Source organism: Deferrisoma camini S3R1, assembly GCF_000526155.1.
GTDB classification, from domain to species: Bacteria; Desulfobacterota; Deferrisomatia; order Deferrisomatales; family Deferrisomataceae; genus Deferrisoma; species Deferrisoma camini.
The window spans coordinates 3,564,724-3,584,418 of the sequence record NZ_JAFN01000001.1; the positions used below are offsets into that span (position 1 = coordinate 3,564,724).

The 19,695-nt window shown below is 69.0% G+C and carries 19 protein-coding genes; 7 read left to right on the forward strand and 12 right to left on the reverse strand.

Going from position 1 to position 19,695, the window contains the following annotated elements:
* Nucleotides 1–47: 47 nt before the first annotated feature.
* The 3 genes from DEFCA_RS0115800 to DEFCA_RS19765 all read right to left on the reverse strand — a co-directional run bounded on the left by DEFCA_RS0115800 (nucleotide 48) and on the right by DEFCA_RS19765 (nucleotide 4,138).
* Nucleotides 48–464, reverse strand: coding sequence for a cytochrome c maturation protein CcmE domain-containing protein (locus DEFCA_RS0115800; protein ID WP_025323976.1), 417 nt, complete (start codon nucleotides 462–464; stop codon nucleotides 48–50).
* An 846-nt stretch (nucleotides 465–1,310) separates the two neighbouring features.
* Nucleotides 1,311–2,660 carry a sigma-54-dependent transcriptional regulator gene (locus DEFCA_RS0115805; RefSeq protein WP_025323977.1) on the reverse strand — a complete coding sequence of 450 codons (1,350 nt, stop codon included), beginning with the start codon at nucleotides 2,658–2,660 and terminating at the stop codon, nucleotides 1,311–1,313.
* Nucleotides 2,657–4,138, reverse strand: a complete 1,482-nt coding sequence (locus DEFCA_RS19765; RefSeq protein WP_025323978.1) for a sensor histidine kinase — start codon at nucleotides 4,136–4,138, stop codon at nucleotides 2,657–2,659. Before DEFCA_RS19765 ends, DEFCA_RS0115805 begins: the two co-directional genes overlap by 4 nt.
* Before the next feature lie 211 nt (nucleotides 4,139–4,349).
* Between DEFCA_RS19765 and DEFCA_RS0115815 the strand changes: the two genes are divergently transcribed.
* The 5 genes from DEFCA_RS0115815 to DEFCA_RS0115835 all read left to right on the forward strand — a co-directional run bounded on the left by DEFCA_RS0115815 (nucleotide 4,350) and on the right by DEFCA_RS0115835 (nucleotide 8,041).
* On the forward strand, nucleotides 4,350–4,691 hold the full coding sequence (locus tag DEFCA_RS0115815; protein WP_025323979.1) for a hypothetical protein: 342 nt from the start codon (nucleotides 4,350–4,352) through the stop codon (nucleotides 4,689–4,691).
* A 255-nt stretch (nucleotides 4,692–4,946) separates the two neighbouring features.
* Nucleotides 4,947–5,489: a TlpA disulfide reductase family protein gene (locus DEFCA_RS0115820; protein WP_025323980.1), complete on the forward strand. Its 543-nt coding sequence runs from the start codon at nucleotides 4,947–4,949 to the stop codon at nucleotides 5,487–5,489.
* 23 nt (nucleotides 5,490–5,512) lie between these two features.
* Nucleotides 5,513–5,734 carry a hypothetical protein gene (locus DEFCA_RS0115825; RefSeq protein ID WP_025323981.1) on the forward strand — a complete coding sequence of 74 codons (222 nt, stop codon included), beginning with the start codon at nucleotides 5,513–5,515 and terminating at the stop codon, nucleotides 5,732–5,734.
* Between the two features lie 350 nt (nucleotides 5,735–6,084).
* Nucleotides 6,085–6,906 carry a DsbC family protein gene (locus DEFCA_RS0115830; RefSeq protein WP_025323982.1) on the forward strand — a complete coding sequence of 274 codons (822 nt, stop codon included), beginning with the start codon at nucleotides 6,085–6,087 and terminating at the stop codon, nucleotides 6,904–6,906.
* Between the two features lie 25 nt (nucleotides 6,907–6,931).
* Nucleotides 6,932–8,041 (forward strand): multiheme c-type cytochrome, encoded by a 1,110-nt coding sequence (locus DEFCA_RS0115835; protein ID WP_025323983.1) that lies wholly within the window; start codon nucleotides 6,932–6,934, stop codon nucleotides 8,039–8,041.
* A 305-nt stretch (nucleotides 8,042–8,346) separates the two neighbouring features.
* Here DEFCA_RS0115835 and DEFCA_RS0115840 read toward each other — a convergent pair whose 3' ends face one another.
* Nucleotides 8,347–8,868, reverse strand: coding sequence for a thioredoxin family protein (locus tag DEFCA_RS0115840; RefSeq protein ID WP_025323984.1), 522 nt, complete (start codon nucleotides 8,866–8,868; stop codon nucleotides 8,347–8,349).
* Nucleotides 8,869–9,447: 579 nt separating this feature from the next.
* On the opposite strand from DEFCA_RS0115840, the gene DEFCA_RS22430 reads away from it, so the two are divergent.
* Both DEFCA_RS22430 and DEFCA_RS22435 read left to right on the forward strand, forming a co-directional pair.
* Entirely contained in the window at nucleotides 9,448–9,969 is a 522-nt protein-coding gene (locus tag DEFCA_RS22430) for a peroxiredoxin family protein (RefSeq protein ID WP_245693495.1), read from the forward strand.
* 73 nt (nucleotides 9,970–10,042) lie between these two features.
* Nucleotides 10,043–10,207 carry a hypothetical protein gene (locus tag DEFCA_RS22435; protein ID WP_169709379.1) on the forward strand — a complete coding sequence of 55 codons (165 nt, stop codon included), beginning with the start codon at nucleotides 10,043–10,045 and terminating at the stop codon, nucleotides 10,205–10,207.
* Between the two features lie 72 nt (nucleotides 10,208–10,279).
* On the opposite strand, the gene DEFCA_RS0115855 is transcribed toward DEFCA_RS22435, so the two are convergent.
* The 8 genes from DEFCA_RS0115855 to DEFCA_RS0115890 all read right to left on the reverse strand — a co-directional run bounded on the left by DEFCA_RS0115855 (nucleotide 10,280) and on the right by DEFCA_RS0115890 (nucleotide 19,695).
* The gene (locus DEFCA_RS0115855; RefSeq protein ID WP_025323986.1) at nucleotides 10,280–11,866 is read right to left on the reverse strand and encodes a peptide chain release factor 3; all 1,587 of its coding nucleotides are present in this window, start codon (nucleotides 11,864–11,866) and stop codon (nucleotides 10,280–10,282) included.
* Between the two features lie 117 nt (nucleotides 11,867–11,983).
* On the reverse strand, nucleotides 11,984–12,325 hold the full coding sequence (locus DEFCA_RS0115860) for a phasin family protein (protein WP_025323987.1): 342 nt from the start codon (nucleotides 12,323–12,325) through the stop codon (nucleotides 11,984–11,986).
* 146 nt (nucleotides 12,326–12,471) lie between these two features.
* Nucleotides 12,472–15,123 (reverse strand): alanine--tRNA ligase, encoded by a 2,652-nt coding sequence (gene alaS, locus DEFCA_RS0115865; RefSeq protein ID WP_025323988.1) that lies wholly within the window; start codon nucleotides 15,121–15,123, stop codon nucleotides 12,472–12,474.
* Nucleotides 15,124–15,656: 533 nt separating this feature from the next.
* Nucleotides 15,657–16,799 carry a type IV pilus twitching motility protein PilT gene (locus DEFCA_RS0115870; RefSeq protein ID WP_025323989.1) on the reverse strand — a complete coding sequence of 381 codons (1,143 nt, stop codon included), beginning with the start codon at nucleotides 16,797–16,799 and terminating at the stop codon, nucleotides 15,657–15,659.
* Between the two features lie 10 nt (nucleotides 16,800–16,809).
* Nucleotides 16,810–17,829: a recombinase RecA gene (recA, locus tag DEFCA_RS0115875; RefSeq protein ID WP_025323990.1), complete on the reverse strand. Its 1,020-nt coding sequence runs from the start codon at nucleotides 17,827–17,829 to the stop codon at nucleotides 16,810–16,812.
* A gap of 265 nt (nucleotides 17,830–18,094) precedes the next feature.
* The gene (gene thpR, locus DEFCA_RS0115880; RefSeq protein ID WP_025323991.1) at nucleotides 18,095–18,679 is read right to left on the reverse strand and encodes an RNA 2',3'-cyclic phosphodiesterase; all 585 of its coding nucleotides are present in this window, start codon (nucleotides 18,677–18,679) and stop codon (nucleotides 18,095–18,097) included.
* Nucleotides 18,661–19,158, reverse strand: a complete 498-nt coding sequence (locus DEFCA_RS0115885; RefSeq protein ID WP_025323992.1) for a CinA family protein — start codon at nucleotides 19,156–19,158, stop codon at nucleotides 18,661–18,663. The genes thpR and DEFCA_RS0115885 overlap by 19 nt, the downstream gene beginning before the upstream one ends.
* Nucleotides 19,159–19,242: 84 nt before the next feature.
* The gene (locus tag DEFCA_RS0115890) at nucleotides 19,243–19,695 is read right to left on the reverse strand and encodes a phosphatidylglycerophosphatase A family protein (RefSeq protein ID WP_025323993.1); all 453 of its coding nucleotides are present in this window, start codon (nucleotides 19,693–19,695) and stop codon (nucleotides 19,243–19,245) included.

Sequence of the window (19,695 nt, forward strand, 5' to 3'; positions counted from 1 at the left end):
TCCTCCTTGTCAGGCGTCAGATGACTGTGGACAGAGGACAGGGGGCATCATTCCCCTTCCGACTGGTACTTGGAGGGGCACTTCACCAGCAGGTTCTGGGCCCGGAACAGGTTCTGGGCCCGGGCGTAGGTACCCTCGAGCAGCACCTCGATGTCGGGCTTGAAGGCGTCGGGCTTGGGGCCCTCGTACCGGGCGTTGATCACCTCGTCCGGGGACTCGGCGTCGCGCACGGCGAACTCCAGCACCAGGCGCTTCTGGTCGTAGCGCACCGTGCCGCCCACCACCTCGCCCCCCACCCGGACGGAGTCTTGGTCGGTGAGCTTCCGACCCGTCGGGGAGTTCTTGAGCTCGGACACGGTCAGGTAGTAGGCGCTGGTGGTGGAGATGCCCCGGTAGATCAGGAACCCCACGCCGAGCGCCACCACGAGGATTCCCACCAGGACTTTGCGGGTGGACCTCTTCATCCGCGGACCCTCCGGGCTGATCAGGCTGGAAGGCTAGAAAGCTATGAACCCGGCGACAAAACAGGCACATCACCTCGGAGCGCGGGGCAAGGGACCTGCCTCCGGCCGGGCGCGAAGCCGGGCATGAGATTCGCCGCGCAGGCACAGGACCGAAGAGCTGGTTTCATGACAACTCGGTGGAATCCGGCCCATTTCGCGGTTCGAGCGTCAGAGGCGCTGCGCGGCGAGCCAAGGGGCCGCGCCCGGCTCTCCGACAGGTCCCTTGCCCCTCCGAGCAGGGATCGATAGCGCCTGTTTATCCGCCGGGTGAATAGAAAGCTGGGAGGCTAGGAAGCTGGGAGGCTCGCCAGCCAGCCTCGGCTCGGCGGTCCCCTCCGGCGGAGGGGCGGCCGACCGAAGGGAAGGGGCTTAGCAGGAGTCGTGCCAGGGAGGGCGGGACGGCGGGAAAGCTAGAAGGCTGGAAGGCTGGGAGGCGGAAGGCTAGGACGTTGGGCGCTGGGAGGTGAGGGCTGACGGCGCAAGCTGGGAATTTGGCTTTTGGCTTTCCAGCCTCCTAGCTTCCCCGCCTCTCTGCCCCAAAAAGGGGCAGATGGGACAAAATGTCGCAGGCTGGGTCGTGTTCCGCAGCAAGGCATACGCCCATCTCGGGTGAACCTGGGGCCTTCGACGGAGCGCGACGCCCGAGCAGCCAGGGCCGCCCGGTGCAGGGGAGCGACCGCGGCGCGTGCCCTCACGCGCCGCAGCGGACCGAACCGTGGCGGCCCCTGCGAGGGCGTGCAGCGGAGGAGGAGGCCCCGGGGTCACCCCCTGACGCGATATGCGAACACCACACTACACCCCCTCTCTTCACTCCCCCGCGAGCTTGCGCTGGATGGTCTTGCGGTTGATCCCCAGGATGCGGGCGGCCTGGACCTTGTTGCCCTGGCAGCGCCGCAGCACGTGCAGGATGTACTCGCGCTCGACCTCGGCCAGGGGCTTGCCCTCGGGCCACGCGAACCGCTCGGTCGGCCGCAGGTCCCGGAGCATCTCCTCCGGCAGGTCGTCGAGCCGCACCCGGCCGCCCTCGCACACGTACACGCACCGCTCCACCGCATTCTCAAGCTCGCGCACGTTGCCCGGCCAGGAGTAGTCGAGGAACGCCCGCAGCACCTCGGGGGTGAACGAGACCTCCCGGCCCAGGGCCGCGTGCCGGGCCAGGAACGCCTCCACCAGCAGGGGGATGTCCTCCCTCCGTTCCCGAAGGGGCGGCACGTCGATCCGGAAGGTGGCGATCCGGTAGTAGATGTCCTCCCGGAACCGGCCCTGCTTCACCGCATCCAAGAGGTTCCGGTTCGTGGCCGCGACCACCCGCACGTCGAACCGGTGGAACGTCGCGCCGCCCACGGGCCGCACCCGCCGCTCCTGCAGGGCACGCAGGAGCTTGGCCTGGATGCCCGGGGGCATCTCCCCGATCTCGTCCAGGAACAGGGTGCCGCCGTCCGCCTCCACGAACAGGCCGCGCCGGGAGCGTACCGCGCCGGTGAACGCGCCGCGCTCGTGGCCGAAGAGCTCGCTCTCCAGGAGGCCCTCGGGGATCGAGGCGCAGTTCACGGCCACGAACGGCCCGTCGCGGCGGGGCGAGGCCTCGTGCACGGCCCGGGCTACGAGCTCCTTGCCGGTGCCGGTCTCCCCTTGAACGAGCACGCTGCCTTCGGCCGGGGCCACCTTCTCGATCAGGCCGAACACCCGGCGCATGGCCTCGCTTCGGCCGAGGAGTCCCCCCGGCCCCGGGCCGGCCCCAACGCGTGCCTCCAATTCCCGCACCCGCTGGCGCATGCGCAGCTCGCGCTCGGCCCGCTTCACCGCGATGAGGATCTGCTCCATGCGAAACGGCTTGATGATGTAGTCGTAGGCCCCCCGGTCGATCAGCCGCACCGTGTCCTCGATGTCGCCGAAGGCGGTGACCAGGATCACGAACGGGCTGAATCCCGGTCGGGCCTTGACCGCGTCCAGGAGCGCCACCCCGTCCATCTCGGGCATGCGGATGTCCGAGATCACCAGGTGGAACGCTCCGTGCTCCAGCCGCTCCAGGGCCTCCCGGCCCGTGGCCGCCGTCTCCACCGGGTAGCCCCGCTCGGCCAGGATGTCGTGGAGGTAGTCGCGCATGTCGTCCTGGTCCTCCACCACGAGGATGCGGATGCGCGGGTCGCGGCTCATGCCGGTGCTCCTTCGTCCGGGCCGGTGCGGGCCAGCGTGATCACGAACCGGGCCCCGCCTCCGGCGGCGTCTTCGATCCGGATGCTGCCGCCGTGCTCGTCCACCACGTTGGCCACGATGAACAGCCCCAGGCCGGTGCCCTCGCCCACGTCCTTGGTGGTGAAGAACGGATCGAACACCTTCTCCCGGATCTCGGGGGGGATGCCCGGACCTTCGTCCTCGTACACGACCCGGAGACGTTCGGCCGGGGCGTCCGGGTCCTCCCCGATCTCCACCCGGATCGTTCCGCCCCCGGGCATGGCCTGGAGGGAGTTGAGCATCAGGTTCACGAACATCTGGCGGAGGGCGGTCTCGTCCCCCCTGAGCCGGTCCGAAGCGGCCGCGACGTCCAGCCGCACCTCGGAGCGGTTGCGTTTCGCGCGCAGCCGCGACAGGGAGAACGCCTCCTCCGCCACGTCCCCTAGCCGAACCTGCCCCAGCGCCCGGCCGGACTTGCGGGAGAACGCCAGCAGCCGGTCGATGGTCTCGGTGATCCTCCGCACCTGGCGGACCACGGCCTCCAGGGGCCTGCGGTTGGGGTCGTCCGGGCCGAGCCGGGCCAGCACCTGCTCGGCCCGGCCCTGGATCACGTTGAGGGGGGTGCCGATCTCGTGGGCCAGCCCCGAGGTGAGCTGCCCGACCGAGGCGAGCCGCTCGGCGTGGCGCAGCCCCCGCTCCAGCCGCAGCTTCTCGCGGTAGAACGCCTCCCTCTGTCGGCTCTGCTCCTCCAGCCGCGCGGCCATGCGGTTGAACTCGTCCACCAGCTCGTCCAGGTCGGCCACGCCGGTCTTGTCGATGCGCAGGGTCAGGTCCCCTTCGCCCAGGCGCCGCGAGGCCTCCTTGAGCCGCCGGATCGGCAGGGAGATGTTGAGCCGGCTGATGAGGAAGATCACCACCCCCAGCAGGGCGGCCACGGCCGAGGTGAACAGGAGGAACCGCCTCGTCACCCCCGACAGGATCACGCCGATGTGCCGAAGGGGAAGGATCACCTCCACGGCGCCGAGGAACGCACCGTCCGGATCCCGCACCGGCTGCACCACGCTCAGGTACCGTTCGGTTCCCACCTCCAGCACCTGCTCCCGGCCCTCGGTTCCGACGCGGTCGGGATCGAGGGGTTGGTGGGGCAGGGGCGGGTCGCCGCACTCGGGGCAGGCCAGGCTCAGCAGGTTCCCGTCCCGGTCGTAGAACCGCAAGGCGGGCACGGCAGGCCCCTCGAACGGGCTGATCTCGGCCAGGATCTGCTCCAGGTCCACGGTGGGGTCGGCGGGGTGGTAGTAACGCAGCACCGAGGCCAGGGCCCGGGCCAGGATCCACGCCTTGGACCGGGTGGCCTCGATCAGGTGGTGCTTCTCGTCCTGCACCGACACGTGACCGAGGGCGGCGGCGGCGAGCACGATGAGCGTGAAGATGTAGAGGAACAACCGGGTGGCGATTCGCACCGGCCGGGCTCCTGTTCGGTGTGCACTCGGTTTCGGTGGCATGTCATGCTACCGGGGCCCGGGGGGCATGTCATCCCCGGCCGCTGACCCCGCCGCCCGCGGGGGGCGTGTCGAGGTTCCGGCGCCACCCGGTGGTCGGGGGGCGGGTACTTGACAGCCGCGAGAGGGTTCCCTACGGTAGCCGGGTCCGTTCACCCTGCGGAGGGCCGAGGTGGCGAGAACCGTTGCGACACGGTGGGTCTGGATCGCATGGCTGGTGGCGGGGATCCTTCTGCTGCACGGGCCTGCGGTTCTGGGGGACCCGGTTGGGTCGGCCGATGGGGCCCCGTCCGCCACGGTTTTCGCGGCCCCGTCCGGTGTGGGGGGGGAACCGCTGTCCCCGGACGGCCCTGCCGCCTGCCCGGTTTGCCACTACTGCGCCTCCTTGCCCCTGCCCGATCCGGGCGCGGCCGTGACCCTGGACCTGAGGCTCCTGCCCCGTTGCGCCGATTCATCCCCGCCGGACAGCGGCGTCGGGGACGTCCCCTCTCCGATCCCCATCGTCGTCGTTTGAACCCCATGCCTTGCACGGGGCGTGCCTCCCCCGCCGGGGCGGTGGGCACGCGGGGTGCATGGTCTCTTCCGGACGTCGGCAGAAATGCTCGGGACCGGGGTCCGTCCGCCTTTGCGCCGCTGAGGGAGCCCCTCTCCGTGGACGTTCAGCAACGGGTCGGCCCAAGCGGTCTACAGGATCGTGGGAATGCGGGAACACAAGTGCAGAAATCGGTTGCGGGAAACTAGGGTCGGAGTCGGGCGTTTCAGGGGGCCCTTGCCCCGCAGGCCGGGGTGGCGGATCCTGGGCGTTCTGGTGTGCCTGCTGCTGCTCGCCGGGCCCTCGTGGGCGTTGTTCGGGGTGTCCAAGCGGCCGCAACCCGGCAGCGAGGCTCCCCGGTTCGCGGCACCGCTGCTGCGGGGGGGCACCTTCGACCTGGGGACCTACCTGGGCAAGAACCCGATCCTGCTCGACTTCTGGTCGATCTACTGCGTGGCGTGCCTCAAGGAGATGCCGAGCCTGCTGGACATCTACGAGCGGTACAAGGACCAGGGGCTCGTGGCCGTCAGCGTGAACCTGGACAGCTTCGGGGCCAAGCGGGTCCTGCGGTTCGTGCGGGGGCTCAAGTACGAGATCACGTTTCCGATCGTGATCGACAAGCGGCGGGAGGCGGGCGGGCGCTACGGGGTGAGCGTGCTGCCCACCACCGTGGTGATCGACCGGGAGGGCAAGGTTCTGTACTACCACGTGGGGTACTCCCCCGGCGACGAGAAGGAGATCGAGGCCCAGGTGCGCAAGGCCCTGGGGCTGGCCGAGTGACCGGGGGCGCAGGAGGAAGGGCAATGGAGAACTGGCTCGAGTTCTGGGAGTTGGCGGCTACTTGGACCTTCGTGCCCCTGCTCGCGGCCATCGTGCTGCTGGTCACGGTCGGCACCGGCTGGTGGAAACCCCGTTGGCCCCGGTTGATGTGGGTGCTGGGGCTCGCCCTGGTGGCGACCAGCCTCTACCTCGGCGTGGCCCGGGGGGAGTGGGGGGAGACCCTGTTCAACGGTCAGCTCCTCTGACTGAGCTGCATAGGGGTCGGGTGACCCCCGGACAGGGCAGCAAAGCTCGGTTTCCGCGATTGCCTCTTCAAAGGCATTGCCAGGGTGCGGGGTGGGGGCCTGGTTCCGGCCGGGCGCGGGGGCGGGCTTGAGATTCGCCAGTCGGCACAGGACAGGAGAGCTGGCTTTATCCGAAGCCTCGGTGGGTGTGGGGCCTTAATGTCGTGCTCCGTAAATTCGCTGATCCCCCCCGCGGCATATGCTTTCTTGCGGTACCCGACACCCATGGAGTGGCGGGTTGACAACTTGCGAATCGACGTCCGAGGCCGGGGCGGGGCCTGCTGCCGGTGTCGGACGAAGAAGGAGTCGAGATGCGATCGACCACGTTTCTTGCTCTCGTCGTGCTGACGGCCGGGGTTGCAGCCCCGGCTTCGGCGTTCGTAAAGGACGGGTGCGGCGCCGGCGACTGCCGGTCGTGCCACAGCCTCTCCAAGAACGAGGCCGAGAACATCCTGAAGGGGCTGGTGCACGAGGTGCTCTCGGTGGAGTTCAGCGATGTGCCCGGGTTGTGGGTGGTGGACGTGGAGGACCAGAGGGGGCGGCGGGGGCCCGTGTACATCGACTTCTCCAAGCGTTACGTGATCACGGGCAACGTGCTGGAGGTGGCGACCCGTGAGAACCTGACGCGGCGGAGGATGATCGATCTGAACCGGATCGACCCCTCGCGGATTCCCCTGGACGACGCCCTTGTGATCGGGGATCCGGCGGCCGAAAAGAAGATCGTCGTGTTCACCGACCCGGACTGCCCGTACTGCCGGAAGCTGCATCCCGAGCTCCGGAAGGTGGTGGAGCGGCGGCCCGGGGTGGCCTTCTACGTGAAGATGTTTCCGATCAAGAAGACGAGCCGCGAGAAGGCGAAGACCATCGTGTGCACGCGATCCCTGGAGCTCTTGGACCGGGCGATGGAGGGCAGGGAGATCCCCCCGCCCGACTGCGAGACGGACCAGATCGAGAAGAACCTGGAGTTCGGTCGGAGCATCGGCGTGCGCTCCACTCCCACCCTGGTGTTCCCGGACGGCCGGGTGATCCCAGGGGCCAAGTCCGCCGACAAGATCCTGTTGCTGTTGGACGAGGCCGCGGCCCCTCCCCGCAAGGAGCCCCGGGCAGGGTCCGCGCGGGGGGGGTCTCGTTGAGTTCCCCACGCCAGGAGGTGCGGTCGTGAAGGGGGCGTTTCTTTCGCTTTGGGTGTTCGTCTTCGTCTGGTTGGGGGGGATGGCCGGCGCCGCGGTGCTGGACCCGGCCCTGTACGTGGGCAGCGAGCGGTGCCGAGGGTGCCATCCCGAGAAGTACCAGGGGTGGAGCAAGACGTTCCACGCCACGGTGGTGCAGGACGCCAAGAAGAACCCGGAGGCGGTGCTCGGCGACTTCTCCGTGCCGAACCTGGGGTTCACGCTCGAGGACGTGGAGTTCACCATCGGCGGGCACTGGCAGCAGCGGTACATGAAGAAGATCGGCGACGACTACTACGTGTTGCCCAAGCTGTGGAGCGTGCAGTCCCAGAAGTGGCAGGCGTACAACGTGTGGTCGTGGCGGAAGATGCCGTACGGGAAGTACTGCAAGGGGTGCCACGTGACCGGGTTCGATCCGGCCCGGGGGAAGGCGGTGGAGCCCCGGATCGGATGCGAGGCGTGCCACGGCCCCGGCCGGGCCCACGCCGAGGCCGAGGGGGCCGGGCCGATCGTGAACCCGAAGAAGCTCTCGGACGAGCGGCGGGACATGATCTGTGCGGCCTGCCACGTGCGGGGGACCGACCCGTCCAAGACGTACTACTTCCCGGTGGGCTTCATGCCCGGGGACGATCTGGGCGAGCACTACGTGCCCAACGGCAAGGAGCCCGAGGAGACGAACACCCAGGCGGTCCTACGGATGTTCGCCAAATGGAAGAAGAAGCGCGAGGAAGGCGCCCAGCTCAAGTGCGACGTGTGCGGGATTCCCGGCGTGGCCGAGGAGCGGGACCAGGAGAAGGTGGACTCGATGCTGGAGTTCTGCTTCGGGTGCCACGGGTTCAAGAACAAGTACGCCGAGCACACGCGCCACCCCGCGAGCGTCGGGTTGATGTGCTTCGACTGCCACGTGCAGCAGACGAAGGAGATCATGAACCCGGGCACCCAGGACATCCACTCGTACGGCTACTTCCTCGTGCACAAGGAGAAGTGCTACGACCCGCAGATCGAGAAGGCCTGCGTCAAGTGCCACGCCGACAAGGGGCCCGAGTGGGCCCGTCGCACGGTGGAGTCGTGGGGCAAGCCGGTGGAGCTGGACCACTAGCTTCCATGGAACTTCGGGCCTTCGGCCCGCTAGGCAGCTAGGCGGCCAGGCGGCTCTCGAACCGCGCCAACGCTCGGGGGGCATGGGGTCTGCGAATCAGGAGGCAGAAGACAGATTTCAGTGGACAGGTTGTGACCGCACGCCGTCAGACGCTGGACCAAGCCTGTCGTTCCTTCCCTGTCTCCTGTCCGCTGAATTCCGGTTCCTGAAACCCATGCCCCGCCGCCGGCAACGGCCCCGGACCAACGCACGTTACCCTTCTCCGTTGTTAGGGTCGCGCAGCGGCCGAAGGGCGCTTCCCCCCCTCACCTCGCCACCTCGGCGTTGGCCTCCAGCGCCCGAGCCAGGTACTTCTTCATCCAGGCGGGATCGATGTAGTCCGGGAAGCACATGCGGTTCCCCGAGAGGTCCTGGATCACCTCGCCCCGGTAGTCCAGGAAGATCATCAGGCAGTTGTAGTTGTAGTCGAACTTCCGGCCCAAGGCGATCTCCTCCTTGGTCATGTTCTCGTTCAGGTTGATCCGGACCAGGAGGAACCGATTCTTGATGATGTCGGCCACCTCGGGGTCGGTGTACATCTTGGTGGCCAGGCCCTCGCACCGGCTGCACCCTTCCGGGAAGTAGAAGTCCACGATGATGGGCTTCTTCTGCTCCCGCGCCAGCCGCATGGCGTCTTCGAGGGTGTACCAGTCGAGGGGGATGTTGCTCGCGACCGAGTCCTCGATGCGCATGTGGGCGTTGCCGGAACGTCGGTTCTGGCCGCCGGTGGCGCACGCCCCGAGGGCCAGGGGGATCAGGGCCGCTGCCGCGATGAATCGGCTTCTCATGGATCGTCTCCTGTCAGGGGAGGGACCGGTCCCGGTCCCAAGGTCCGAAGGGGCCCGCGAGCACGGGCCGTGTCCGGCAACTATACCCGATTTCGTCCTCGGGGCAATTCGGGGTTTCTCTGAACCGGCGACAACGTTGGCGCGTTTCATACCAAATTGCGTTCAAGGTGATCAGCCCCCTGATCCGGCGGGGCAAGGGGCCTGGTTCCGGCCGTGCGTGAGTGCAGCAACCGACTCACGCTGCCCCCGACACTCAGCCCGAGTGTCCCAGGAACGGTAGGAAAGCGAACGTTGGCAATGCATTTCGGGTCACCGGCAGGGCGGGTATCGGCTGAGTGCCGGGGGCAGCGACTGTCGGAGCCACGCCCGGCGCTCCACCAGGCCCCTTGCCCCAGAGCGCGTCTGTTTGGCCGCCGGAGTAATAGGAGGCGCTGGCCTCCGTTTGTGGACCCGACGGACAAACAGGCGCTACCCCTCCCAGCTCGGAGGGGCAAAGGGCCAGCCCTGGACCCCGCGGCGGGGTCTCGCGTAGGATACCCTGCCGGCGGATTCCGGAGGGTTGAGCGGAGTGTCATCGTGGTGCGCGGCTTGCGTGTGCTCCTGTGGATGCTCGTCGCCTTGCCCCTGGCGGTAGGACTGGGATGTTCCGGAGAGAAGGCCCCGGCCAAGGCCGAGAAGGGGCGGCCTGCCCCCGATTTCGAGCTCGTCGGGCTCGACGGGACGACCTGGCGGCTGTCGGACCTGAGGGGCAAGGTGGTGTTCGTGAACCTGTGGGCCACCTGGTGCCCTCCGTGCCGGCAGGAGATCCCCTCCATGGTGCGGTTTTACCGGCGGTACAAGGACAAGGGGGTGGAGATCCTGGCCGTGTCGGAGGACCGGGACCCGGCCGCGGTCCGGGCCATGGTGATGCGCCAGGCCGTGGCGTTCCCGGTGCTCATGGACCGGGACAAGCTGGTGTACGGCCTGTACCGGGCCACCGGGGTGCCCGAGACCCACCTGATCGACAAGAAGGGCGTGATCCGGCACTCGGTGATCGGGCCGTTCGACTGGGAGGCGCCCGAGGTGGCCCGGGCCGTGGACCGGCTGCTTCAGGAACCCTAGTGATACCGAGTTGCGTTCAAACAGAGATCCTTCTGGTTCAAGGTGCCGAAGACTTTGAACGTATGAGGTCAGCGTGAAGCCGTCGCCCCAGCGTACCTACACCTGCAACGACTACCGCCAGGAGATGCGGCTCCTGGGGCTCAAGCGCCGACTCGAGGACCCCGGGCTCACGGACGACGAGCGTCGCAGGCTCGAGGCCGAGATCCAGGCTCTGGAGCGGGAAATGGGGATGGGTTGACTTCGGTCGCCGGTCGCGGATTTGGGTTTTCCGGCTTCCTAGCCTTCTAGCCTACTAGCCTTCCCGCCTATCTCACGCCGTTTCCCGGAAGGCGACCCCTTCGGCCCGTTCGGCCAGCCACTCGAAGGCCCAGGCGCTCTTGAACAGGATCACGGGTCGGCCCTGCCGGTCCTCGCACCACAGGGTGCTGGGGTCCCGATCGACGGCGGCCGGGTCGAGCCCGTCGCCCTCCACCCACCGGGCCACCTGGAACGGCATCGGCTCCAGGGTGACCGTGACCCCGTACTCCGCCTCCAACCGGTACCGGAGCACGTCGAACTGGAGCACGCCCACGGCCCCCACGATCGGGTCCTTGTCGCCCCTGGGGTGCCGAAACACCTGGATCGCCCCCTCCTGGGCGAGCTGCTCCAGCCCCTTGTTGAGCTGCTTGGACTTCAGTGCGTTCTTCCCCCGCACCCGGGCGAAGTGCTCCGGGGAGAAGTGGGGCACCCCTCCGAACCGCAAGCCCGGGATCTCGCTCAGGGTGTCGCCGATGTGCAGGGTGCCCCGGTCGTGGATGCCCACCACGTCCCCGGGGAACGCCTCGTCGATCACCACCCTCTCCTGGGCCAGGAACTGGAGCGGGAGGGCCAGGGCCACGTCCCGGCCCAGCCGGGGGTGGCGCACCTTCATGCCCCGCCGGAACCGGCCCGACACCACCCGCACGAACGCCACCCGGTCCCGGTGCTGGGGGTCCATGTTCGCCTGGATCTTGAAGACGAAGCCGGAGAACCTTTCCTCGTCGGGACCCACCGGCCCGGCCGTGGACTCCCGGGGGCCCGGCGGCGGGGCCATCTCCAGGAAGTCCCGCAGGAACGGCTCCACCCCGAAGTTCGTGACCGCGCTGCCGAAGTACACCGGCGTGAGCCGGCCGGCCCGCACCCGGTCCAGGTCGAGCTCCTCACCGGCGCCCTCCAAGAGCTCCACCTCCTCGCGGAACGCGGCCAGGTCGTGGGGGTCCAGCAGGTCTGCGATGGCCGGGTCGTCGGCCCCGGTCACCCGGGCCTCGGTGCGGCGCTGGCCATGGTCGCCACCCTCGAACAGCAGGACCTTGCGGGCCCGCAGGTCGTACACGCCCCGGAACCGCTTGCCCATGCCCAGGGGCCAGGTCACCGGACAGGCGGCGATGCCCAGCACGTCCTCGATCTCGGTCAGCAGGTCCAGGGGCGGCCGGCCCTCCCGGTCGAGCTTGTTCACGAAGGTGAAGATGGGGATGCCGCGCATCCGGCACACCTGGAACAGCTTGCGGGTCTGGGCCTCCACCCCCTTGGCGCAGTCGATCAGCATCACGGCCGAGTCGGCCGCCGTGAGGGTGCGGTAGGTGTCCTCGGAGAAGTCCTGGTGGCCAGGGGTGTCGAGCAGGTTCACCCGGTAGCCGGCGTACTCGAACTGGAGCACGCTCGAGGTGACCGAGATACCTCGCTTCTTCTCCAGCTCCATCCAGTCCGAGGTGGCGTGCCGGGCCGCCCGCCGGGCCTTGACGGCCCCGGCCAGGTGGATGGCGCCGCCGTAGAGAAGGAACTTCTCGGTGAGGGTGGTCTTGCCGGCGTCGGGGTGGGAGATGATCGCGAACGTGCGTCGCCGCGCGGCCTCGCGGGCCACGGCGTGGGGAAGCTCCATGGGGCCTCTCTTCGGGTGGGATGGGGGACCGCGTAGGGTACGGGAGGGAAGGGACAAAGTAAAGGGGCCGGCCGCTTCGACGGCCGGCCCCACGCGCCCCGCTCTTGTGCCGGCGCCTCACATGGTGGGCACCTCCTCCTCCCGGTCGCGCTCGCGCCGCTCCAGGTCGGCCACCCGGCGCTCCAGGGCCCGGAGCTGCTCCTCCACGAGCTCCAGGTCCTTGCGGGGCACCAGGTCCATCTTGCGAAACGCCTCCTGGATCAGGTCCCGGATCCGGGCCTCCCACTCCTCCCGGGAGGCCTCGGCCTTGGTCAGGATCTCCTTGACGATGCTCTCCCCCTCCTCCTGGCTCATCCGGCCCTGCTCCACCAGCTCGTCCACGAGCTTGCGGGCCCGCTCCTCGGTGAGGGTGAGCATGCCGATCCCGGCCAGGGTGGCTTTCCGAAGCATGTCGAGCATGGCGGTCTCCTCTCGGCGGAAAGGCTAGAAAGCTGGAAGGCTAGAAGGCTGGGCAGGCTGGGAGGCTTCCAGCCCCCACCCGCCGCCTCTGGGTTCAACCTGCCCCAGCTCCCCGAAGTTGTCAAACGGGAACCTGGGTTCGAAGGTCAGGCGCCCAGGAGCCTGGCGGCTTCTTCATAAGCCGCCTCCAAAGCGTTGTCCAGTCCCGAGGGGTCGGGCCCCCCGGCCTGGGCCAGCTCGGGCTTGCCCCCGCCCCGGCCGCCCACCTTCGCCGCCAGGGGCCGGATAAGGTCCCCGGCGCGGACCCGCTTCGTGAGATCTTTGGTCACGGCCACGAGGAGGAGGGCCTTCCCTCCGGCCTCGGCCCCGAGCACGACGATGCCCGAGCGGAGCCGGTCCCGGAGGCCGTCGGCGAACTCCCGCAGGGCCTTGGGGTCGGCGGCCGGCACCCGAGTGGCCAGCACCTTGACGCCGTCCACCTCCCGGGCCTGGCCGAGCACGTCCCGGGCAGCGCCCCCCGCCATCTGGCTGCGGAGCGACGAGATCTCCCGCTCGAGCTCCTTGGTCCGCTCCAGGGTGCGGCGCACCTTGTCCGGTACCTCCTCCGGCTTGGACCGCAGCAGGCCCGCGGCCTCGCGCAGGGCGTCCTCCACCCCGAAGGCCCACTCCAGGGCCCGGTCGCCCGTGGCCGCCTCGATCCGGCGCACGCCGGCCGCCACGCCGCCCTCGGACAGGATCTTGAAGAGCCCGATGTCCCCGGTGCGCGAGGCGTGGGTGCCCCCGCACAGCTCGGCCGACACCTCGCCCATGCGCACCACCCGCACCACGTCGCCGTACTTCTCGCCGAACAGCGCGGTCACCCCCTGACGCCGGGCCTCTTCGAACGACTCCTCGGCCACGATCACAGGGTGGTTGGCCTGGACCCAGCGGTTTACCCGGCGCTCCACCTCGCGGATCTCCTCGGGGGTCATCGGCGCGAAGTGGGTGAAGTCGAACCGGAGCCGGTCCGGCGCGACCAGCGACCCGGCCTGCTTCACGTGGTCCCCGAGCACCTGGCGCAGGGCTGCGTGCAGCAGGTGGGTGGCCGAGTGGTTCTGGGCCGTGGCGAACCGGGCCCCAGCCTCCACCCGGCCGACGGCCCGGTCCCCCTCCCGCACCCCCCCCCGGACCACCGTGCCGTGGAGCACGATCAGGTCGGGAAAGGGTTTCGTGGCGCTCTCGACCCTCACGCGGAACCCCTCGCCCTCCACGCTGCCGGTATCGCCCACCTGGCCGCCGCTCTCGCCGTAGAAGGGGGTTTCCGCGAGCACCAGCTCCACGGCGTCGCCCTCCCGGGCCTCGGCCGCCCTCTGGCCGTCCCGCACCAGCGCCGACACCACGGTGTGGGCCTCGAGCCGCTCGTACCCCACGAACCGGCACGACACACCCGAGGCCCGCAGCTCCCGGTACACCTCGGCCACGGCCTCCTCGCCCGACCCCTTCCACGCGGCCCGGGCCTTCTCCCGCTGGGCCTCCATCTCGGCCTCGAACCCGGCCTCGTCCAGGGTGAATCCCCGGTCTCGCACGATGTCCTCGGTGAGGTCCACGGGGAATCCGTAGGTGTCGTACAGCCGGAACACTACGTCACCGGGGATCACCTTCTCCCCCCGCTCCTCGAGCCGGGCCACCTCCTCCTCCAGGATCTGGAGGCCCCGGTCCAGGGTGCGGGAGAACCGCTCCTCCTCGTGGAGGATCACCTTGGCGATGTACTCCCGTTTGTCCGAAAGCTCCGGGTAGGCCCCCTCCATCTGGTCGATCACCACGCCGGACACCCGGTGGAAGAACGGGTCCTCGAACCCCAGCATCCGGCCGTGGCGCATGGCCCGGCGCATGATCCGGCGCAGCACGTACCCCCGACCCTCGTTGGAAGGCAGCACGCCGTCGGCGATCAGGAAGGTGGTGGCCCGGATGTGATCGGCCACCACCCGGAGACTCACGTCGCTCTCTTCGCCCTGGCCGTAGCGAACCCCGGCCAGGTCGGCCGTGAACTCGATGATGGGCCGGAACAGGTCCGTGTCGTAGTTGGAGTGCACCTTCTGAACCACGGCCGTGACCCGCTCCAGGCCCATGCCGGTGTCGATGGACGGTTTGGGCAGCGGGGTCATGGTGCCGTCGGCCGAGCGCTCGAACTGCATGAACACCAGGTTCCACAGCTCCAGGAACCGATCGCAGTCGCACTCGGGCCCGCACCGGTCCGGGTCAGGGCAGGGGTAGATGCCGGGCCCCTGGTCGAAGTGGATCTCGCTGCACGGCCCGCAGGGGCCGGTGTCGCCCATGGCCCAGAAGTTGTCCTTGGCCCCGCACCGGACGATCCGGTCGGCCGGCACCGGGGTCTCGGCCAGCCACAGGTCCCGGGCCTCGTCGTCCTCCTCGTAGATGGTCACCCACAGGCGGTCCGGGTCGAGCCCCATGCGCTCGGTCAGGAACTCCCAGGCGAACCGGATCGCGTCGCGCTTGAAGTAGTCGCCGAACGAGAAATTCCCCAGCATCTCGAAGAACGTGTGGTGCCGGGCCGTGCGGCCCACGTTCTCCAGGTCGTTGTGCTTGCCCGACACCCGCAGACACTTCTGGCACGTGGTAGCCCGGCGGTACTCGCGCCGCTCCTGGCCGGTGAACACGTCCTTGAACTGGACCATGCCCGCGTTGGTAAACAGCAGCGTGGGGTCGTTCTGGGGCACCAAGGGGGAGCTCTCCACCACCCGGTGGCCCTTGGAGGCGAAGTAGTCGAGGAACGCTTTGCGGATCTCGTTTCCGGTCATGGGGGAGCCTCGGGTATTGGTCGTTGAGTCGTTGGATTCTGGTTCACGTCATTGCCCCGGCGACAGAATAGGCCCGTTTCCTCGGAGGGCGGGCTTCCGTGTAACTTGGGGCCTCCGGCCTGCTAGAAGGCTAGGAAGCTGGGAGGCTAGAAGGCTTGCAAACCTTCGTGATCTCCCAGCGTTCCAAGCATGACCACTCCTCTTTGGCGTCACCTCACGGTCTCGGGGGGCAGGGGGCCTGTTGGAGCGCCGGGCGTGGCTCTGACAGTCGCTGCATCCGGTGCTCAGCCGATGCTCGCTTCCCCCAGGACCCCTGAAAACGTTCTCGTCGATCGATCCGCCACCGAATCTTTGCAACCCGGGCTGGGCGCCGGATGCAGCGTAAGTCGGATGCTGCACTCACGCACGGCCGGAAACAGGCCCCCTGCCCCGCCGCCGGCAACGTCCAGACCAGGGAGAAGTTGCCCTCCCTACTGCCCGGCCCTGTACAGGGCCTGAAGGGGCTTCCATGTAACTTCCAGCTTTCCAGCCGCTTAAAACCGCTCGATCTTCATCCCGCCGTTTTCCTGCCCCTCGTCGGCCCCGCCCCACCGGGCGTCGCTGGTGGACTGGATGCCCGACATCTTCAGGGCGAAGTCGTCCGGGTTCGAGGACTGGCGCAGCGCCTCCTTATACGTGATGAGGTTCTTCTTGAGAAGCCCCATCAGCGACTGGTCGAAGGTCTGCATGCCGTAGGTGGTGAACCCCTCCGCGATGGCGGTGCGGATCTCCTTGGTCTTCTCCGGGATTTCGATGCACTCGCGCACCCGGGCGGTGGAGACCAGCACCTCCACGGCCGGCACCCGGCCCTTTCCGTCGGCCCGGGTCACGAGCCGCTGGCTGATCACGCCCTTGAGGATGCTGGCGAGCTGCAATCTCACCTGCTTCTGCTGGTACGGGGGAAATACCGAGATGATCCGGTGGATCGTCTCGGCCGCGTCCACGGTGTGGAGGGTGGAGAGCACCAGGTGCCCGGTCTCGGCCGCCACCAGGGCCGTCTCGATGGTCTCGAAGTCCCGCATCTCCCCCACCAGCACCACGTCCGGATCCTGACGCAGGGCGCTCTTGAGGGCGCCGGCGAAGCTCAGGGTATCGAACCCCACCTCCCGCTGGTTGATGATCGACTTCTTGTCGCGGTGGAGGAACTCGATGGGATCCTCGATGGTGATGATGTGGCAGGTCTTCTTCTGGTTGATGTAGTCGATCATCGAGGCCAGGGTGGTGGACTTGCCCGAGCCGGTGGTTCCGGTTACCAGGATCAGCCCCCGGGGCTCCATGGCCAGCTCCTCCACGGCCTTGGGCAGCAGGAGGTCCCGGATCGACCGGATCTCGGTGGGGATCACCCGGAACACCATGCCCACGGTGCCCCGTTGCTGGAACACGTTCACCCGGAACCGTCCCAGGCCCGGAACGCCGTACCCCATGTCCACCTCGTGCCGGTGCTCGAAGGTCTCCCGCTGGGCCGGGGTCATGATGTCGAAGGCGAGCTTGTGGAGCACCTCGGGCGCGAGGCGGCCGGCCTCCTTGTAGGGATAGAGCTGACTGTCCTTGCGGAAGATGGGGGGAAGGCCGGCCTTCAGGTGGATGTCCGAGGCACGGGCCCGCACAGCCACTTCCAGCACGCGGTTGAGGTCCATGGGGCGCCCCTCACGCCTCGGCAGGCGTTTCGTCCGGGGTGGGGAGATCCAGTTTCTCCCGAACGGCCCGCTCGATCTCGGCCAGGATGTCGGGGTTCTCCTTCAGGAACCGCCGGACGTTCTCCCGGCCCTGACCGATCCGGGTCTCGCCGTAGGTGTACCAGGCCCCCCGCTTGTCCACCACCCCCTGATCCACGGCCAGGTCCAGCAGGTCGCCCGTGCGGCTCACGCCCTCGTTGTAGAGGATGTCGAACTCGGCCCTCCGGAACGGGGGCGCCACCTTGTTCTTGACCACCGTGACCCGGGTCCGGTTGCCTACCACCTGGTCGGCGTCCTTGATGGCCCCCACCCGCCGCACGTCGAGCCGCACCGACGAGTAGAACTTCAGCGCGTTGCCGCCGGTGGTGGTCTCGGGGTTGCCGAACATCACCCCGATCTTCATCCGGATCTGGTTGATGAAGATCACGAGCGTCCGGGTCTTGGAGATGGTGGCCGTGAGCTTGCGCAGGGCCTGGCTCATGAGCCGGGCCTGCAGACCCACGTGGCTGTCCCCCATCTCCCCCTCGATCTCGGCCCGGGGCACCAGGGCCGCCACCGAGTCCACCACCACCACGTCCACGGCGTTCGAGCGCACCAGCAGCTCGGTGATCTCGAGCGCCTGCTCGCCGGTGTCGGGCTGGCTCACCAGCAGGTCGTCCACGTTCACGCCGAGCCGGCGGGCGTAGCCCACGTCCAGGGCGTGCTCGGCGTCGATGAACGCGGCGATGCCCCCCTGGCGTTGGGCCTCGGCCACGGCGTGGAGCGCCAGGGTCGTCTTCCCGGACGACTCCGGCCCGAAGATCTCCACCACCCGGCCGCGGGGGTAGCCGCCCACGCCCAACGCCACGTCGAGGGAAAGCGCTCCGGACGGGATCGCATCGATGCCGCGGGCGGGCCCTGCCTCGCCCAGCCGCATGATGGCCCCCTTTCCGAACTGCTTCTCGATCTGTCCGATGGCAAGCTCCACGGCCTGCCGGCGTTCCGTTGACATCGTCTCCTCCTTATATAAATTCGGTCGTTGGTCGTTGGTCGTTGGTCGTTGGTCGTTGGTCGTTGGTCGTTGGTCGTTGGTCGTCGGTCGAAAACCGTGGTCCCCAGGCCTAGGCGGAGACCTCGGAGCCTACGGGGCCTGCTGAAGCGTCGGACACGGCGACCATGCGGCACGTGCGGCATGGCGGAAGCAGGTTCCTTGCCCCACCCCCGGATGCGTATCCGATGGATGGCAACTTTCGTCGCTGTCGCCCTCCCTGGCCCGGTCAGGGGCAAGGGACGAGGGGGACCGTGACCCGGGGCAGGTATTCGGGGCCCTGGGGGTGCAGGCGGCTCTCGAACAGGGTCAGATGGGTCACCCTGAACCCGGGTCCTTGGGCCGTACGGATCTCCGGCCCGATCCGATCGAGGCCGACGATCCCCCCGGGGCCGCGCGCCCGGGCCAGGGTGATGTGGGGCCGGAACGGCCGGGATTCCCTGGGGAACCCGACGGTTTCCAGCCGGCTCTCCACCTCCAGGGCGCACCGTCCCAGCACGGCGGTGTCGCCCCTCAGCCCCGCCCAAAGCACGCGGGCCCGACCCCGCGGGGGGAACGTTCCGATCCCGGCCGGCGCGAGCTCGGGATGCCCTCCGGCCGCGATCGGGTGGGCCAGGGCCGCGCGTACCGCCTCGAACCGGGGAGCCGGGATCTCCCCCAGGAACCGCAGGGTGATGTGCATCCGGTCGGGGTGTACCCATCGGGCCCGGATCCCCCGGGACCGCACCCGGTCGGCGAGGTCCGCGAGGAACCCCCGCACCTCGGCGGGGAGCTCCACGGCCACGAACCCCCGGATCAGGCGCTCGCGCTCCACGATACCTTCGCCTCGGCCGCGAGCCGTTCCAGGACCTCGTCGGCGGCGCGTTCCTGGATCTGGGTTCTCGTCCCTCCCAACGACAACCTCTCGGCCCGGATTCGTCCCGGCCGGCCCCAGGCCACCCAAACCGTGCCCACGGGTTTCTCCGGGGATCCGCCCGTGGGGCCGGCGATGCCCGTGACCGCGGCCCCGATCCGGGCCGGGGACCGGGCGAACAGCCCCTCGAGCATGGCCCGGGCGCACGCCTCGGAAACGGCCCCCTGGAGCTCCAGCAGGTCCGCGGGCACCCCGAGAAGCTCGGTTTTCGCCCGGTTCGAGTACACCACGAGCCCGCGGTCGAAGTACGCGGAGCTTCCGGCCACGCGGGTGATGCGGTGGGCGATCAGCCCGCCGGTACAGGACTCGACCACCGCCAACGGGCCCCCGCCGGCGGACAGGAATCGACCGAGGCGGACCTCTGGAAGATCGGACGGCACGGCGCGGCTCCCACAGGTTGGCAACGACAGTGGGCCGAAGAACCGTTTCGGAGGGGCGTGGCAGGAACCCGCGGGCGCCGGGCCTCAGAGAAGGCCCCAGCGGCCCAGGGCCTCCAGGATCGCCCGCGTGACCAGGCCCGCGGCCACGTCGTCGAGGAGGATGCCCCATCCCCCCCCGATGCGGCGGTCGAACCACCGGATCGGGGGGGGCTTGAGTATATCAAAGGCCCGGAAGCACACAAAGCCGGCCGCAAGCACGAGCGGGGACGGAGCGAGGCCCAGCACGGCCACCCAGTACCCCATGACCTCGTCCAGCACCACCCAGGGCGGGTCGTGGACGCCGGCCCGACGTGCCGCCCGGCCGCACACGGCCGCGGCCACCGGCAGGCATGCGAGGAACAGGCCGACTTGGGCAGGCCAAGGGAGCCGGCCCAGGGCCCACACCAGGGGAACCGCCCCCAGGGTGGCCCAGGTGCCGGGCGCCCGGGGGAGCCGGCCCAGGCCCAGGCCCGACGCGGCCAGGGTCCAGAGGTCCAT